Origin of the sequence: Bombella sp. ESL0385, from assembly GCF_009725755.1 — a bacterium.
Classification (GTDB): Bacteria; Pseudomonadota; Alphaproteobacteria; order Acetobacterales; family Acetobacteraceae; genus Bombella; species Bombella pollinis.
In genome coordinates this window covers 648,976-665,305 of sequence record NZ_WNIJ01000001.1, presented here as the reverse complement: position 1 = coordinate 665,305, position 16,330 = coordinate 648,976, and the positions used below count along the sequence as shown (strand labels likewise).

Sequence of the window (16,330 nt, the reverse complement as noted above, 5' to 3'; positions counted from 1 at the left end):
CACGTCACCTGCATAGGTTACGAACGAATAACATCAATACCCCCCATATAAGGGCGCAAGGCCTCCGGCACGATGATGCTGCCACCCTCCTGCTGATACACTTCCATCAGGGCAATCATCACCCGCCCCACCGCAAGACCGGAGCCATTTAGTGTATGCACAAAGGCAATCGTCTTCTCCTTACGCAAACGGGCATTCATCCGCCGCGCTTGGAAGTCCCGCGTATTGGAGCAAGAGGAGACCTCCCGCCATGCTTGCTGCCCTGGCAACCATGCCTCTAGGTCATATGTTTTAGCCGCCCCAAAGCCTGTATCACCCGCACAAAGCAACACACGGCGGAAGGGCAGGCCCAGCCGCTCCAACACGGTCTCGGCTGCACGGGTCATGCGCTCATGCTCTGCCTCACTCTCCTCTGGTGCGACAATGGAGACAAGCTCGCATTTCGTAAATTGATGTTGGCGCAACATACCCCGCACATCCCGCCCCGCAGAGCCAGCCTCAGAGCGGAAGCAGGTGGAGAGGGTTGTCATGCGCCGTGGCAAACTCTCCGCCGTGAGAATCTCCCCCATAACTGAGGCTGTCAGCGGCACTTCCCCCGTAGGGATGAGCCAACGATCATCATCTGTATGGAACGAATCTTCCGCAAATTTGGGTAATTTATCCGTGCCATACATAGCCGCTTCATTCACCAAAAGCGGTACAGTGACCTCCTCATAACCAAACTCCCCCGTATGCACATCGAGCATAAACTGCCCTAAGGCCCGCTCTAGCCGCGCTAGGGCTCCACGCAACATCACAAACCGCGAGCCTGCAATCTTACCCGCCGCGGTAAAATCCATCAGCCCCAAAGCTTCACCAAGCTCAAAATGTTGTTTGGCCTCAAACGCAAAGGACGGCACCTCCCCGCGTTGATGCACCACGACATTATCGCTCTCATCCTTGCCATCAGGCACGGAAGCATCAAGCTGGTTTGGCAAGCGTTGGAGGACACCATCAATGCGCGCTTGGATTTCGCTCGCACGGGCCTCTAACTCAGCAATCTGTTCCCGCAATGCCGCACCGCGGGCCTCGATGGCGGTTGTATCCTCCCCTGCCCGTTTGGCTTGGCCAATCTCTTTTGCCAAGCCTTTCCTTTGCCCTTGGGCCTCCTGCAATGCAGCTAAAGCCGCCCGGCGTTGTTCATCCTCTTTCACCAAACTCTCCGCCACAGCAGGGAGGTTACGCCGTGCCAAAGCGGCATCGAAAGCAGCAGGATCAGCGCGTAGGGCTTTAAGGTCGTGCATAAGGTCAGATACTCCGTATAAGCTCTTAATTATGGGAGGGTGGATGAGGTCTCATCGTCATCATCAGCGGTGATAGGCTTAGGCTCTACCAAGCGAGCGGTTAGGATAGAGACCTCATACAACCCTACAAGCGGGATAGCGAGGCCCAGCATCGTAATTGCATCCGGCGGGGCCAATACCGCTGCAACCGCAAAAGCCGCCACATACGCATAACGGCGAACACGCCTTAGCTGCCCCGTCCCCACAAGCCCGGCCCGAACAAGGAGGGTTAATATCACGGGGAGCTCAAAGCAAATCCCAAAGGCCATAATCATCTTGGTGACGAGATTAAGATATTCCGAGACACGCGCTTGCAGCTCTATGCCCATCTGATTCGCCCCCCCTAATTGTTGGAAGGAGAGGAAGAACTTCCACGCAAAGGGGAAGACGAGGTAATAGGCCAACGCCCCCCCTGCGACAAACAACACCGGTGTGGCAATCAAAAAGGGCGCGAAGGCCTTTTTCTCATTCTTATACAAACCCGGTGCGATGAATATCCATGCCTGGATAGCAATCATCGGGAAGGAGAGGAAGAAAGCCCCAAAAACCGCTACACGCACATAGGTAAAAAAAGCCTCATAAAGGGCTGTGTAAATCAAATGCGGTTGCTCACCCTTCTGCCGCATGATGCTCGCTAAAGGGGCGGCCAGAAAGCGGTAAATCTCACCCGAGAAGTGATAACATAGCAAAAACGCCACTACAAAAGTCGCTAAAGACCAAATTAACCGTCGCCGAAGCTCCATCAAATGCTCCAGCAACGGCATAGGTTTATCCTCTACAGCCCCATTATCCTGCACTTCTGCTGTGGGGAGGGGTTGGGAGGTCGGCTCATTTATTTTAGAGGGGTCATGCTGGGTCATGAGGTCGCTGTCTCCCTCGTTTTATGAGGCTGTGATGGCGCAAGAATGGTCGTACGTTTACCATGATGCAAAGCAATTTCAGGCGGCAAGAAAGCAGGACGATGCCAATAACGTGCTTCTTCAATCAAGCGTAGAGCCGTCGTCGGGGGGAGGAGTGCGGGCGCGCGCTCCAACGCTGCGGCTTGCTCTTGCATACGGGCATTATGCGGCTGGGGGTTTGTATAAGAACGCGGCTGTCCTAACTCCTCACTCCCCGGTGCAGGCGGTGGAGGCGGGGGTGGTGGAGGGGGCGGCGGTGCCATAGGCATCCCCTCCTGAGGGCTACCTCCTATTTGCCTTTCTAATGTGCGGTCAGGGTCAATCGCCTTGCGTAACTGCTCGCGTGGGCTAAATTGCCTAATCTCTCGTAATTGATCTCGTGCTTCACTGAGATCGGCCTCTTTAACCATCTCATCAATATGATGCTGAAACTCCGCCCCCATCTTCCGAATGGCTTTAAGCGTCTTAGAGAGCGTCCGCATCGCCACGGGGAGGTCTTTAGGGCCAATACAGACGAGTGCTACAATCACCAATAAGGCAATTTCCGTCCAGCTCAGGTCAAACATCGTCCCATCTCCCCCTTATGAAGGCCGAATGGTTTCTTCTAGCTCACTTCCCCCCTCATCGGAAGGCGGCTCAAAGAGCAATTCTTCCCGTCTGGGGAGGTCATTAAGGCTCGCAAGGCCAAAAATCCGTAAAAATTGTGGCGTTGTCCCCCAAAGAACAGGCCGCCCCGGCACCTCTTTACGCCCTTTAGGGGTTATCAATCCCTCCTCAAGCAATGTATCAAGAATACTTTGCCCAAGCCGTACCCCGCGTATTGTCTCAATCTCCACCCGCGTGCAAGGCTGATGATACGCCACAATCGCCAAAGCCTCCAACGTGCCTTGGCTCAACCGCCTTGGTCGCTCAATCACCCGCGCAAGGGCGGGGCCAAACATAGCGCGTGTCCGTAATTGCCAACCACCAGATACCGCCTGAAGCTCCACCGCATGGCCTTTATAACGCTGGGCCAGCCCATCAAGAACAGCACCGGGATTATCTGCCTGTTCCTCTAACCCTTGCTCCCGCAATATCGCCACAATAGCACTGGCAGAAACCGGCCCCGCATTGGCAAATAGCAGAGCCTCTACAAAGCTAACGGCCATTGCGCCTCTATCATGCTCCACCATGTCCGGCGGAATCTCCAGCATGGTTGACGGCATCTCACGCTCACTCATGCCCGCTCTCCTCTCTCTGCCGCCATTCGATGACGCCAAACGCATTTTCCTGCCGTAACTCCACCTGCCCCCCACGGGCCATCTCCAACCCAGCCATCAAAGCCCCAGCGAGGGCGGCGCGCTGGCTAAGGGGGCCGCCTTCTGTTAGCTCTGGCAAAACAGACGCCAAAGATTGCCACCCGGCCACATGCGCCCGCCCTAAAAGCCGTGCGAGTGCAGAGCGCGCTTGCTGGATGCTCCAATACCGCGCCACGCGTGGAGAATAAGAGCGTTTGCGCCCGCTCCGCCGCCGCGCAGCAAGATAAGCCAGAACCAAAGCCAGCATATCCCCCTTGAGCGGGGCCATCTCAATACGCGTATGATTTTCCGGCTCTGGTCGGGCAAACACATCACGCCCTAAGCGCGGTTGCTCCTCCAACCATGCCGCAGCACGGTGCATCTGTTCTAGGTCAATCAACCGCTCATGCAACTGCCCAGCGGCATCTTCCGCCTCATCATCCTGCGTAGCAGATGGCAGCAAAAGGCGAGATTTTAACCATGCGAGCCACGCCGCCATGACCAACCAATCCGCCGCTATCTCCAACCGTAACGCCTCCGCCCCACGGCGGGCGCGCTCTACAACATCCAGATATTGCTCTGTGAGTTGCAGAATGGAGATTTTCTGGAGGTCCACCTTCTGAGAGCGCGCAAGGTCTAAAAGGAGGTCCAACGGCCCCTCAAACCCCTCCAACACCAAATGCAATGCGTCACTCACAAGCGATAGGCCATTGCGTTAGTTTGTCACCACAGCACAAGCCTGCGCTTGCGCATGCAGCTTCACACAGAATTGCCGCGCCGCTGCCCGGTCAGCAAAGCCTCCCACCCGCAAACGGATGAAGTGCTTACCATCGCGCTCCACCGTCCGCAAAATAGGCTCACGCCCGCCTAAAAGGTCTGGCAAGCGGTTACGCAGATGCGCCCATTCCTGCCGGGCTTGCGCCTCATTTTGTAAAGCAGCAAGCTGTACCTCATACAATGTCGCAGAGGCCGGGGCTGGTGCTTCGGCCTGCGCCGCCTTGGCCTCTTTCCCCTGCCCTGCTGCATTATCGGGTATAGCCGGTGGCAAGGGAGCAACTTTTGCCGGGGGAGGAAGCTCCCCTTCCTGAACGGCTGAGGTTTGCGCTGCTGGAGCTTTCACAGCCTCTTGCTTCGCCTCGGTCTTTGTTTCCCCATCCATAGGGGGAGCTTCCGCATTATCTGCCCCAGACGGCGGCTTCGTTTCCGACAGTGACGAGGCTTCACCCTCTTTATGAGCGGTAGCGTCAGAGGCTGCTACTTTCTCCTCTCCATTGGTTGCAGGCTGGTCCAACCGTCCCGCAAGCAAGCCCGCATCGGGCTGTTCTGGCGGGGGGGCTAAATGCACCGCACCGCGACCGGTAACGTCACTTTTGGTTGTATCATCCCCCATAATCATCATACCGCCGGGGTCAGCGGGGCGATCCTTCACAGCATAAGGCGGCGGGCCAATCACAGGCACACCAGCGGGATGACTGCCCACAACCCAATTCCACACCCCGCCAATCACAAGCAGCAAGACCGCTCCCGCAAGGGCAAGAATCATCAAACCACGCGTGCCGAATTGACCTGTTAGAAATGATGAGACAAACCCCGCACGACCCGCTGCATCGCCACCACGCACGTTGCGCTCTCTGCGCGGCGGCCGCTGCGCCCCACCAGCTAAGCGTTCGCGCCCTTGTGGGGGTGTGTCATCCTCATACTCATCATCCGGCCTAGCCATGGCTTAGCGTAGCTCCTCTACCGCCTCAACACCTAGAAGCCCTAGCCCGATGCGCAATGTCGCCGCAATGGCCGCAACAAGGGCCAAGCGTGCCTTACTCGCCTCTGGGGCATCATCTTGAATAAAGCGCAAGCTCGTCTCCTCACGCCCGCGATTCCAAAGCGCATGGAAGTCCGCCGCAAGGTCAATGCAATAGGTTGCAATACGGTGCGGCTCCCGCGCAAGAGCAGCGGCCTCGATCTGGCGGGGCAATTCTGCAATGCGGCGTAAGACGGCTAATTCCTCATCCGCTGTAAGGGAAGATAAATCCTGCCCTGCAAGGGCGGCCTCTGTCATAGCCTCCGCCCCGTAACGCTCCTCCCCCAACCGTAGAACAGACCGACAACGTGCATGAGCGTAATTGACGTAAAAGACCGGGTTATCCCGCGTCTGCGCAACAACGGCATTGAGGTCGAATTCCATCTGCGCATCGGCTTTACGGGTCAGCATGGTAAAACGCACGGCATCCTTGCCGACTTCATCAATCAAATCCCGCAAGGTCACAAAGGTGCCAGCCCGTTTGGACATACGCACTGGCTCGCCATCTTTTACGACACGCACAATCTGGCACATCACGACTTCAAAAGCCGTCTTACCCTCCGTCAACGCCGTAATGGCTGCACGCATCCGCGAGACATAGCCGCCATGGTCAGCCCCCAATACGTCAATCAAAAGGTCCGAACGGGATGCTTTATCAGCATGATAGCCGACATCATTGGCAAAATATGTGTTCGACCCATCAGACTTCCGCAAGGCGCGGTCTTGGTCATCCCCAAACTCTGTCGAGCGGAAAAGCGTCTGAGGGCGCGCCTCCCAATCCTCGAGCTTCTTACCCTTTGGAGGCTCTAACACGCCTTCATAAAGCAGGCCGCGCGCTTCCAACTGAGCGATGGCCGCATCCACCTTCCCGCTCTTTAAAATCTCTGCCTCACTGCTAAAGATTTCATGCTCAATCCCTAAAGCTGCGAGGTCCTCTTTAATCATCCCCATCATCTGGGCGAGAGCTTCCGCCCGCACGGTCTCAAACCACGCATTCTCTGGGGCAACACCCCCATCAGCCCCGGCAAGGGCACGGCCATGTTTTTTGGCCAAAGCCTGCCCCACAGCGATGAGATAATCACCTTGATATTGCAGACCACTCGGGGCCAAAGCCCCAAACTCATCAGCCGGAATCTCCGTACCAATAGCCTGAAGATACCGCCAATAAGCCGCCCATGTTAGCGCAATAACTTGCGCCCCAGCATCATTAACGTAATATTCCCGCGTGACGTTAAAACCCGCTGCTGCTAGCAGGTTCGCTAGTGCATCCCCCACCACAGCCCCACGGCAATGGCCAACATGCATCGGCCCGGTCGGATTAGCCGAAACATACTCCACATTCGCACGTTTCCCCGCCCCTAAGCGGGACTGCCCATAAGCCGCCCCGCGCTTGAGAACAGCTTTTGCGACATCATGAAACAAAGCAGGCTTTAAGGTCATATTCACAAAGCCAGGGCCTGCCATCTCTACATGGGCGATGTCAGGCAAAGCCTCTAGCTGCGCGACAAGCTCTTTAGCAATCTCAAAGGGTTTCCGCTTAGCTGGCTTTGCTGCCAAAAGGGCCGCATTCGTTGCCATATCCCCATGAGACGCATCACGCGGGGGAGTGACCTCCACACGGGCAGCAACATCATCTGGCAGGTCAGGCAATACGGTCTTGAGAGCCGCAACGACCTTCTCGCGCATGACGGAAAAAAGACAATCTGGAGATGATGCTGTCGGGGCAAGAGCTGCCATAATCTATATTATTCCCTTTAAAACCTGCCAAAGCCCTTCTTACGGCTTGGTCTTTCTTCCGTCCCTGATACCGCACTTACCCTAAAACGGAAATATCCATCAGCCGGCGATGTTCCTCCATCGCAAAACGATCCGTCATCCCCGCGATATAATCGGCAACTACACGGCGCGAGGCGGCCTCGTACCCTTTTTTCTTGCTTGGCAAAGCTTGCTCCCGCCATGGCGTTGGCAATAGCTCCGGCTCATTACCCAAAATAGTGCAAATATCTCCCAAAGCGATACGCGCTTTACGGGTCATCCGCTGTACACGCCAATGCCGATACATCCGCGCATAAAGGAACTTGCGTATCTCCTTATTCCGCTCGGCCATTTCAGGCGAGAACTCCACCATCGCCCGGCCTGCATGGCGCACCTCATCCGCATTTTGCGGGTCTAACGCGGCTAAATTCTTCTGGCTTTGTTCAATCAGGTCACTCGCTAAGCGATTAATCACCCGCCGCACCGTCTCATGCCGAATACGCTGGTCACGGTCAAACGCCCCATGACCGGACCAATCCAGCGCACGCGCTTCCTCAAGGCAGGTTTTTAAAAGTGGGACGGATTCAATATCCTCAAAACTGAGCAAGCCCGCCCGCAAGCCATCATCAAGGTCATGCCCATGGTAAGCGACATCATCACAAATAGCAGCAATCTGCGCTTCTACAGAGGCATAACATTCCAACTCTAACGGGTAACGGTCATCAAAACTCACCAGCCACGGGGAGGGTCGTTTTACAGGGCCGTGATGTTTTGCCAGCCCTTCCAACGCCTCCCATGTCAGATTCAAGCCATCAAAACCATTATATCGCGCTTCAATCTCCGTCACTTGCCGTAAGGATTGGATGTTATGGTCAAACCCACCCCAATCCTTCATCGCCTCTTGCAACGCATCCTCCCCAGCATGACCAAAAGGCGTATGGCCAAGGTCATGCGCGAGGGCGATAACCTCTGTTAAATCCTCATTCACCCCCAATGTCCGGGCAATAGAGCGGGAAATTTGTGCGACTTCGAGCGAATGAGTTAGCCTTGTGCGGAAAAAATCACCTTCATGATTCAAAAAAACTTGCGTCTTATATTGCAGCTGACGAAACCCCGCCGAATGTAACACACGGTCACGATCACGCTGCCACGGGGTGCGGGTAGAGCTTTCCTCCTCTGCAAATTGTCGCCCGCGCGCGCCTTGCAACTGTACAGCGTATCTAGCCATTATGCTCTATTGTCCCCATATCCATATGTAGGCTGCTATAACTACACAGCCTTTCAGCTTTTGATTCTTGGCGTCCAATTTTATAGTGTCAACCGTTCCGCAACCATTTCTGCCGCGATGGTAAGCGTTTTTGTGATGATAAGGAGCATATCTCATGGCCGAGTTTGGCATTTCCCCCGCGGCAGCGGCCCGTATCGCAGAGATTATTAGCCAGCAACCCCAGCCTGAAAACACCGCCCTGCGTGTTGCCGTACTCGCGGGCGGGTGCAATGGCTTCCAATATCAATTTAAGCTTGTGCAAGAGCGAGAAAGCGATGACCATTTAATTGAAAAAGACGGCGCACGCGTCTTTGTTGACCCTACAAGCCTAGACCTCCTCGAAGGGGCAGAGCTAGATTTTGTTGATAAACTCATGGGCGCGCATTTTACAGTTAAAAACCCCAATGCGGCCTCATCTTGCGGGTGTGGCAGTAGTTTCTCCCTCACCTAACGCCCTTTTTGGAGACCTCACACCCTATGTCCCTGACCTTTGCCAGTTGGAACATCAACTCCATCCGCACCCGTGCCCATCTGGTAAAAGACTGGCTGGACCGCAATGAAGCCTGTACCTTGCTCTGCCTGCAAGAAATTAAATGCGAAGCCCACCAATTCCCCCCTCTCTTTGAGGAGGCTGGCTTTCATGTCGCTATCGCGGGGCAGAAGGCTTATAACGGAGTTGCCCTCATCAGCCGCGCCCCTCTAACCATCACGACCGACCACCTCCCCGGTTTTGAAAGTGACGAGGCCCGTTACATCGAGGCTGAGCTAGACGATGTGACCATTGGTAATCTCTACCTCCCCAATGGCAATTCTGGCGGAGAGGCCGGCTTTGCTAAGAAGTTAAACTTCTTTGACGCCCTTTATCATCGCGCCCGTGCTTTGCAGCAAAAGGGACGCTCCTTCGCCTTTATTGGTGATTATAATGTCTGCCCAACGGATGAAGATTACGCCCCCAAAGCTCTCTCCCCCGATGATGCCCTCCTCCACCCAGAAAGCCGCGCAGGCTTCCGCCGTCTGCTATGGTCCGGCCTGACAGACGCACTGCGCTGCCTACACCCTACCGGGCAACATTATACATTCTGGGACTATCAGGCAGGGGCATATCAACGTAATTCCGGCTTACGGATTGATCACGCCCTCCTCTCCCCCCGCCTTGCCGACCGCCTCACCAGCTTCACCATCGACAAAGACGAACGCGGCCGAGACAAACCCTCCGACCATGTACCGGTGGTGGTAAAATTAGACACCGCCCAATCCTCTCATGAATAAACAACCTTTCACTCCAAAAGCGAGGGCGGCGCCATACTCTAAACGCCCCCCTGCTAAGATGGACAAATAATTACAAGACAGTAAATATCGCTTGTTCGCTCCACCCAAATAAGCCATCATATTCGTGATGTTATGGTGAAGGGATGTTCAAGATGAGCTCATTAATTTTATATAGAGAACATAACAAAGCAAAAGAAGGGCATAATCACAGTAACATCCTTCAAAATGAAGCTTTTAACAAACTCTTTCATCTCATCAGTATGCAGCTTCAAACTGTTGAAAATTTTTCACTACCTAGCCAAGATGCTCTCTCCCACCATCATACCCACCAAGCCATCCTTATTGAGGGCGGCCGTGGTAGTGGGAAAACCACATTTCTCCTCAATGCTCTTCATGCACTTGATGGGAAAGAAGCATTCACAAATGAGCAAAAGCAAGCTTATACATTCCCTGATGATCTTAGCAAAAAATCACATGACTTAGCTGGGAAGGTTTGTGTTTTACCTATCATAGACCCTACTCTTATTGAGACGAAACAACATATCATCATTGTAATAATCGCAATGATTGATAAAATCTTGGACCGTCACTGCTCCCTTATGTATACAGAGACTGACCAATATAAAGAAGTTGATAAAGCACGGGAGGACATGGCTGAAGGCTTAACGCTCATTGATGGCATCGGTCGGGCTGAGCCTTATGGCGAGGCGAACTGGGAAGACCCTCTATGGATTATGAGCACTGGCCTACGCAAGGCGAAGAAAGGGTCTTTCTTTGAGAAAGCTTTCCAAAATTACATTCATCACGCTTTAAAGGTTTTAAATAAGAAAGTCTTTATCCTCGCTTTTGATGATATAGATACCAATTTCGAGCATGGCCGTAGTATTCTCGAGGCCATCCGTAAATATCTTACAACCCCTCAACTTGTTTTAATTATTTCCGGCGATCTAGATCTCTATGGCCGCCTTGTTCGTAGCAGTATTTACGATACGCTGGGAAAAAATATTCTAGATCACGATAATGAGCTAATGGGCGGCAGCGCCACTAGCCTTTCCAGAGCTGTATGGGAACTTGAGGAACAATATCTCCTGAAGATTATCCCCCCACAAAACCGTATTGCTATGCTGCCCCTCAGTGGTATCATCCAACAAACAAGAGACGGTAATAAAGACATTATTTATATCAAAAATACTTACGACAGCACAAATGATGAAGATAAAAACAAGAATGACATACCTTTTAAAATAGATGAGTGGGTAAGTAAGCATATTAATCGCCTCCTTCTAAATGGACACGATACCATCCCTCATCCCTTTTTTGATATTATTTCCCGCGAGCATTTACGTATCGTTATTGATTACCTCTATGCCCTAGACAATGAAACAACCACCACGGCACGACAAGCGGTCCAAAAAGTATTTGAAGCCCGCCTACGGCATGCAGGGATAGACGTACAACACCTCGCCTATACAACAGCTGAGGACACACGCTTTACTGTGTTTCGCTGGCTTGCAGGGCAAGATGCCCCCGCAAGCTTAGGCTTGTTTGGGGTCCCTAATGATTCGAGAAAAGCAGTAATTGTACACTGCCTTGCCCTAGCCCTTGCGCAAGAGCTGGACCAATCACTTTACGCAGCTTTCAGGACTCTCTTGACCGTCAATCTCCCCATTCAAATGATGCAGCGTGGCGATTATACAATTCCCGACGTTCGCACTGCCATGGTTAACTTCCTCTGGTCAGATACAGGCACGGATAGCAGCCTCTTCGAAATCATCGCTCGTATTGGTAGTATCAGTCGTCTAGAGGGTATTTCTAACAAACAAACCTCTATCGGCACAACAAAAGCTAGTTGCTTCGGCTCAGTCGGCATTTTAAAAGAACCCAGGGATAAGCTTAGCACGTTAGGCTTGATGTTTGGATTTACTGTTTCAGGTCAGGACGCCTCTCTAAGAAATATTCATGTTGGACATTTCCAGCCAGATAACACTGAATCCGGGAACAGCCCAAATAATACCAAACCAAATAATGGTGATAATCCATCCCCCGGCTTTAAGCTGAAAGATAACAATAAAAAAAATAAGCAGCCAATATACCTCTCTAGAGAATGGCTCTATGATGTTAAAGAGGCTGCTCCGTTGGAAGCGGCTGCTCAGCCATTTACCAACAGAGCCATTGAGCGCGGCATAGCGTGGTTTACGATCGGCGACATCATTGCACGCAGTGGAAAATTCGGCGATATTCTGAAGCTTATTTATTATAAACGGTACGCCCTTGATGGCGCAGAATACGATTCTATTTCGGCATTTTCTCTCTTCGCCGCTATCGTAGAGCTTTTAAGGAATGACCTCTCACCTGCTTCCTTCATGGATGAATTGTTCAACAAAAGGAAACGTCTAGATACCGTACCCGCCTTTTCCATCAAGGATAATAATAAAATAACCAATTCTACCTCTACCCCCCTTAATGAAGATGATGAGGAAGATAAAGACGATAATGTCTCTTCAGATGATGCTGGGAATAACGATTCCTTTAACAAATTTGTTGAAAAAATAAAAGAGTGGCGAGAATCATCGAAAGAATATTTCAACTGTTCAAGGAAAAAAGATGATTTTCATATCTCTCCCACCATGCTCGGAGAAATAGCGAATCAAATACACGCACAACTTATCTCCCTGGACACGGAAGTCCGCGAGAACTGGCAAACTGGGCTTATCCTACAACGCCAAATCACAAATATTCTCCATGTCCTTATCACGGCCACATCCAATAGCCAGTACCGTGTCGAAGCTCCCAAACATACAGACGAGCCTCTGATTCGTGCTCTAAATCGAACCACAGAAGAAGAATCCCCTCTTCATCCCCTTGCAGCGTCCGTCCTCTCCTGCCCGCTCATATGGATTTTTTTACCACCACCCGATCGAACAGGGGGTAGAACACCGTTATATGAAGCAGCCAAAAAGGCCCTAATCACCAGTAATTTTCCAACAAAGAAGCATTCAATCGCTGTTTTCCTCACCCCACCCTCTTTCAATATTTTAATTGGCCGCATACGTTCAAGCCGCATACGTTCAAAACGTAATAACGATACCGTTAAACAAACAGGATTCTTCAAAATCCTCAATGTAGTGCCACGTTACTATCATAGTTCAAAATAATGGATTACTACTCTCGAGATGCCCTTCTAGAAGACCACCTTATTGCTCTCGCCAAAGCAAGCTTTTCTCACACAAGCTTGCTTACTCGGCTGAATCAATTCAACGCCAAGGATTATGGTCCCAAGGTCCTAAATGCCTTTTGGAAGCAAAAAAATGAACGTAAGGACATAGAGAGGATCTTCCTAGAAGACCGCTTCTTGAACTTTCGACAATTATACTCGGCTCTCACGGATGAAGCCATTGAGAATAAAGTCGCTTGGCTTATCGAGGCGTTGGGCAAAAGCACCTTCCCCCTCAAAAAGGAGGAAATCAACAACCCTATTTCCTCTCTCCCTTTCCTCCTCCAAAAACTAGGGGACGTCTTTCTAGTCGAAGGTCATGATAAAACGCTACGGGTTCATTCCCATTTGCTCGAAAAATGGCAGGACCTTATCCTTGTCGTTCCGCCTCTTCTCATTATAGCAGGATGGCTGACCAGACATTGCCCTGCCCCCACCAAAGGCAGTGCGTCCTACAACTCTTTATGTGTTACATATTATACGCATATACAGCATTTACTATGCGATAGTACCCTCCCCATTGATAATAACCCCTTTATGGACCATTTGTGCCGCGATATAGGGCTAGAAGAAACACACATGCACCTCAATGGAACTACTGAGGCTGAAAAAGTATGGGTCGATGGGCTGAAAAATCATCAAAAAATCATAGCCGGTCTCACTCATAACAGCTCCTCTGAGGGCGGCATATCTACCCCTATCGGCAATGGAGTCGCCCGTCTCTTAAAACAAGAAGAACACGCCCTAACCCCAAAAATACTCCATAATAGAATTATCCATGCGGCGGCTCTTAAAAGCTATCTATTAGAAACCTCTGAAAATAACTCTTTTAACGCACAAGAGGCTCTCTCTGAGGGGGATTTAGCGTGGTCAAGCCGCTATCTCAAAGCCATACGTACCCCTGCCTATTCTAACCTGCACATTACTGCGAGAGAGGCCATACGGCTGGCATCTATTATAGATCGCCTTACTTCTAAAGAATCATCCTCTTTTGAGGGCATCTGCTTCTTTTTTTATGTATTAGTCCGTGCCCAATTTTGTCGTCTTCTTGTCCAACAAAGCAATCAAAACGGTTTTGACCAATTCCAATATATTACAAATAATGATCTGCGCGAAGAAACAGAAAAAACATATACAGAGCGTTTCCGACAAATAGAACGTGGCACTCAAAAGTCTATCAGCTTCTTAGAAGGGCGTTTCGCCCCTAAAGTAACACCAGAAAAGAACGCTAATATTCTTTATCAGATTCTACGTGGCTATTCATATTTTTTAAATGAAACACCCCAAGGTAAATCCCGTGACAATCCCAAAAGGAACTTCTGTGGTGCTTCACAACCACCTATTTCTCTCAAAAATTATTTGGACATAACTAAAGACTTTGAAGCGGAAAGAAGTGAACGCCATACCCAACGCCGTCTAAGGTTAGGGCTTACCGCCCATTTTATAAAAAAGCAGGCTACAAACAAAAGAAAGGTTCCTACATTATGCAGAAATAGTAACGTCCGTTGTGATGCGGATCGTTCTGCCCGGGCTCTCCTCAAGATATTAGATCAAACACCTGGTCTCTACGACCTTATCTCAGGTATAGATGCTGCCAGCAATGAGCGTCACGCTAGCCCTGAGGCCTTTGCTCCTGTCTTTCGACGAATGTATCGTAAGGGCATTAAACGCAAGACGTATCATGTCGGCGAAGATTTCTGCCACCTTGCCGCCGGAATCCGGGCAATCAATGAAGCTGTCTTTTTTCTAGATCTTTCTTCAGGATGTCGCATCGGCCACGGTACCGCTGCCGGACTCAATCCCCAGCATTGGTGGGACGCTGTTGGTGGCCGCATCGTCCAACCCTGCGAAGACAGATTAGATGACCTCGTATTCGCTTGGGGTACTCTAAAAGAAAAAGCACTCCTCCTCGATAGACTTCCCCTTCTAGATGAAGAAATAAAAAGGCTAGCTAGCTATATCTGGAACGATACTACCTTAACACCAGATCTATTATACCGTGCCTGGAAACTACGTTACCTAGACCCACTTGTACAAGATTATCATTATGATGACCCTGCTATCAAATATGACCGTTATTATGATGTTGATAGTAATCGCCGCCAAGAAAAGTTACTGCACAAAAAAGCAATGAATGACTTCCCTGCATACCAACATTATCTAAAACGTCATCAGATAAATAAACTCAAAAAACAGGACTACGGTCCCCTGTCTCGTTCTCAAGAACTAATACCTATACGACAGGAAGATAATATCTTAACCATAGAAATATTATCCACATTACAGGAACTCACTATCAGCTTACTGCAAGAACGCCACATCGCCATCGAAACACTACCAAGCAGCAATATTAGAATTAGTATCCATAAAAATTATGCAGACCATCATATCACCAACTGGCTTGGCTATGGCCATCTCACACATTTACCCAATATCGTTGTTGGGTCTGATGACCCGGGGATTTTCGCCACAAGCCTCCGGATGGAATATGCCCATCTCTTTAGAGCATTAACGATGCTTCAGACAACACAACCGCTACCCCACATAAACGCCGAAGATATACTCAAACGACTTTGTGCTACTGCCCAACAATACCGCTTTTCCTAAAACGGCACCTTCATCATGGCTCGGAACAAAGCCTCAGCCTGCTTCTGCACATCTTGCTGCGGTTTGGGGAAGGGGCAGGCCTCGGCATGGGCGAATTCGGCTTCGATAAGCTCATTCACCGCAGGGATGGAAGGGCCGCTCTGCTGCTCCCGGCTTCTGGATTTAAGATGCAGCAACTCCCGGATAGGCCCCAATACGGAGCGTGGCACGTCACAGCCCTGACAAAGGGCTTGAAAGTTCATCGGGGGCTGGCCCTGCCCGTGCAGGCGCATCCAGCGTAACGCCATAGCCGGGCGTAGCGCGTAAAACAGCCGCTTATAACGTGTTGTTCCATCCTGTTGGAAGGCACGCTTCCAGCTATTACGCCCTAGATTTAGATAATGAAGTTGGCAGCTTAATCCCGCTTCAATCTGCTGGGCAAAGGCGGCAAGCTCATCAGCTTGTGCTTGCCATACATAACGCACCGGGCTGACTAACCATTCCAACAAAGTGGGATTAGGTTTCATCAATAGATTCAGGGCCTTGCGTATATCCCAGCCATTTACGTCCAAATCATCAGAGATAGGCAGCTCAATCACATCCCGGCCTGGCGTTAAGGACAAATACCAATCCAACCGATGGCGATAGATAAAGCGCACATCATAATCACTATCTGGCGAGGGGAACCCCCATGCACGGCTGCCACTCTCCACAGCAAACAGGATCTCCACATCATGATCCTGCTCAATCTGTCGCAAGCTGGCCATGACCTCCGCCCGCACCGCTGGAGCAATTTCCGGCACGTAATCCGGCATCATCTCATCAAAACTCATGCGCCGCTCCTTCTTTCCCCTCCCCAGAATGGCCCAGACCATCACAAGAAGACATAGCCCCGCTACAAAAAAGCCGAGATGGACTTACCATCCCGGCCTTTATCTCACCA

At 51.2% G+C, this 16,330-nt stretch carries 13 protein-coding genes; 4 read left to right on the top strand and 9 right to left on the bottom strand.

Features of this window, described 5'->3' with window-relative positions; translation table 11 throughout:
• Positions 1-17 precede the first annotated feature (17 nt).
• From serS to GM557_RS03015, 8 genes are all read right to left on the bottom strand, one after another.
• Positions 18-1,283 carry a serine--tRNA ligase gene (gene serS, locus GM557_RS03050; RefSeq protein ID WP_155572909.1) on the bottom strand — a complete coding sequence of 422 codons (1,266 nt, stop codon included), beginning with the start codon at positions 1,281-1,283 and terminating at the stop codon, positions 18-20.
• A 29-nt stretch (positions 1,284-1,312) separates the two neighbouring features.
• Positions 1,313-2,086, bottom strand: a complete 774-nt coding sequence (gene tatC / locus GM557_RS03045; protein ID WP_230873269.1) for a twin-arginine translocase subunit TatC — start codon at positions 2,084-2,086, stop codon at positions 1,313-1,315.
• Positions 2,087-2,178: 92 nt separating this feature from the next.
• Complete coding sequence (gene tatB, locus GM557_RS03040) at positions 2,179-2,787, bottom strand: Sec-independent protein translocase protein TatB (protein WP_155572907.1); 609 nt, start codon at positions 2,785-2,787, stop codon at positions 2,179-2,181.
• Positions 2,788-2,802: 15 nt separating this feature from the next.
• Positions 2,803-3,441 carry an SMC-Scp complex subunit ScpB gene (gene scpB / locus GM557_RS03035; RefSeq protein ID WP_155572906.1) on the bottom strand — a complete coding sequence of 213 codons (639 nt, stop codon included), beginning with the start codon at positions 3,439-3,441 and terminating at the stop codon, positions 2,803-2,805.
• Positions 3,434-4,195 (bottom strand): ScpA family protein, encoded by a 762-nt coding sequence (locus GM557_RS03030; protein WP_266137607.1) that lies wholly within the window; start codon positions 4,193-4,195, stop codon positions 3,434-3,436. The genes scpB and GM557_RS03030 overlap by 8 nt, the downstream gene beginning before the upstream one ends.
• Before the next feature lie 18 nt (positions 4,196-4,213).
• A complete protein-coding gene (locus GM557_RS03025; RefSeq protein ID WP_155572905.1) occupies positions 4,214-5,218 on the bottom strand; it encodes an SPOR domain-containing protein in 1,005 nt (334 codons plus the stop codon).
• A gap of 3 nt (positions 5,219-5,221) precedes the next feature.
• The gene (gene argS, locus GM557_RS03020; protein ID WP_155572904.1) at positions 5,222-7,033 is read right to left on the bottom strand and encodes an arginine--tRNA ligase; all 1,812 of its coding nucleotides are present in this window, start codon (positions 7,031-7,033) and stop codon (positions 5,222-5,224) included.
• A 76-nt stretch (positions 7,034-7,109) separates the two neighbouring features.
• The gene (locus tag GM557_RS03015; RefSeq protein WP_155572903.1) at positions 7,110-8,279 is read right to left on the bottom strand and encodes a deoxyguanosinetriphosphate triphosphohydrolase; all 1,170 of its coding nucleotides are present in this window, start codon (positions 8,277-8,279) and stop codon (positions 7,110-7,112) included.
• Positions 8,280-8,433: 154 nt separating this feature from the next.
• On the opposite strand from GM557_RS03015, the gene GM557_RS03010 reads away from it, so the two are divergent.
• From GM557_RS03010 to GM557_RS02995, 4 genes are all read left to right on the top strand, one after another.
• On the top strand, positions 8,434-8,769 hold the full coding sequence (locus GM557_RS03010; protein ID WP_099026155.1) for an iron-sulfur cluster assembly accessory protein: 336 nt from the start codon (positions 8,434-8,436) through the stop codon (positions 8,767-8,769).
• A 26-nt stretch (positions 8,770-8,795) separates the two neighbouring features.
• Positions 8,796-9,587 carry an exodeoxyribonuclease III gene (gene xth, locus GM557_RS03005; protein WP_155572902.1) on the top strand — a complete coding sequence of 264 codons (792 nt, stop codon included), beginning with the start codon at positions 8,796-8,798 and terminating at the stop codon, positions 9,585-9,587.
• A 152-nt stretch (positions 9,588-9,739) separates the two neighbouring features.
• A complete protein-coding gene (locus tag GM557_RS03000) occupies positions 9,740-12,742 on the top strand; it encodes a hypothetical protein (protein ID WP_155572901.1) in 3,003 nt (1,000 codons plus the stop codon).
• Complete coding sequence (locus GM557_RS02995) at positions 12,742-15,408, top strand: adenosine deaminase (RefSeq protein ID WP_155572900.1); 2,667 nt, start codon at positions 12,742-12,744, stop codon at positions 15,406-15,408. Before GM557_RS03000 ends, GM557_RS02995 begins: the two co-directional genes overlap by 1 nt.
• Here GM557_RS02995 and GM557_RS02990 read toward each other — a convergent pair.
• On the bottom strand, positions 15,405-16,220 hold the full coding sequence (locus tag GM557_RS02990) for a nucleotidyltransferase domain-containing protein (protein ID WP_196424580.1): 816 nt from the start codon (positions 16,218-16,220) through the stop codon (positions 15,405-15,407). The genes GM557_RS02995 and GM557_RS02990 overlap by 4 nt on opposite strands.
• Between the last annotated feature and the right edge of the window lie 110 nt (positions 16,221-16,330).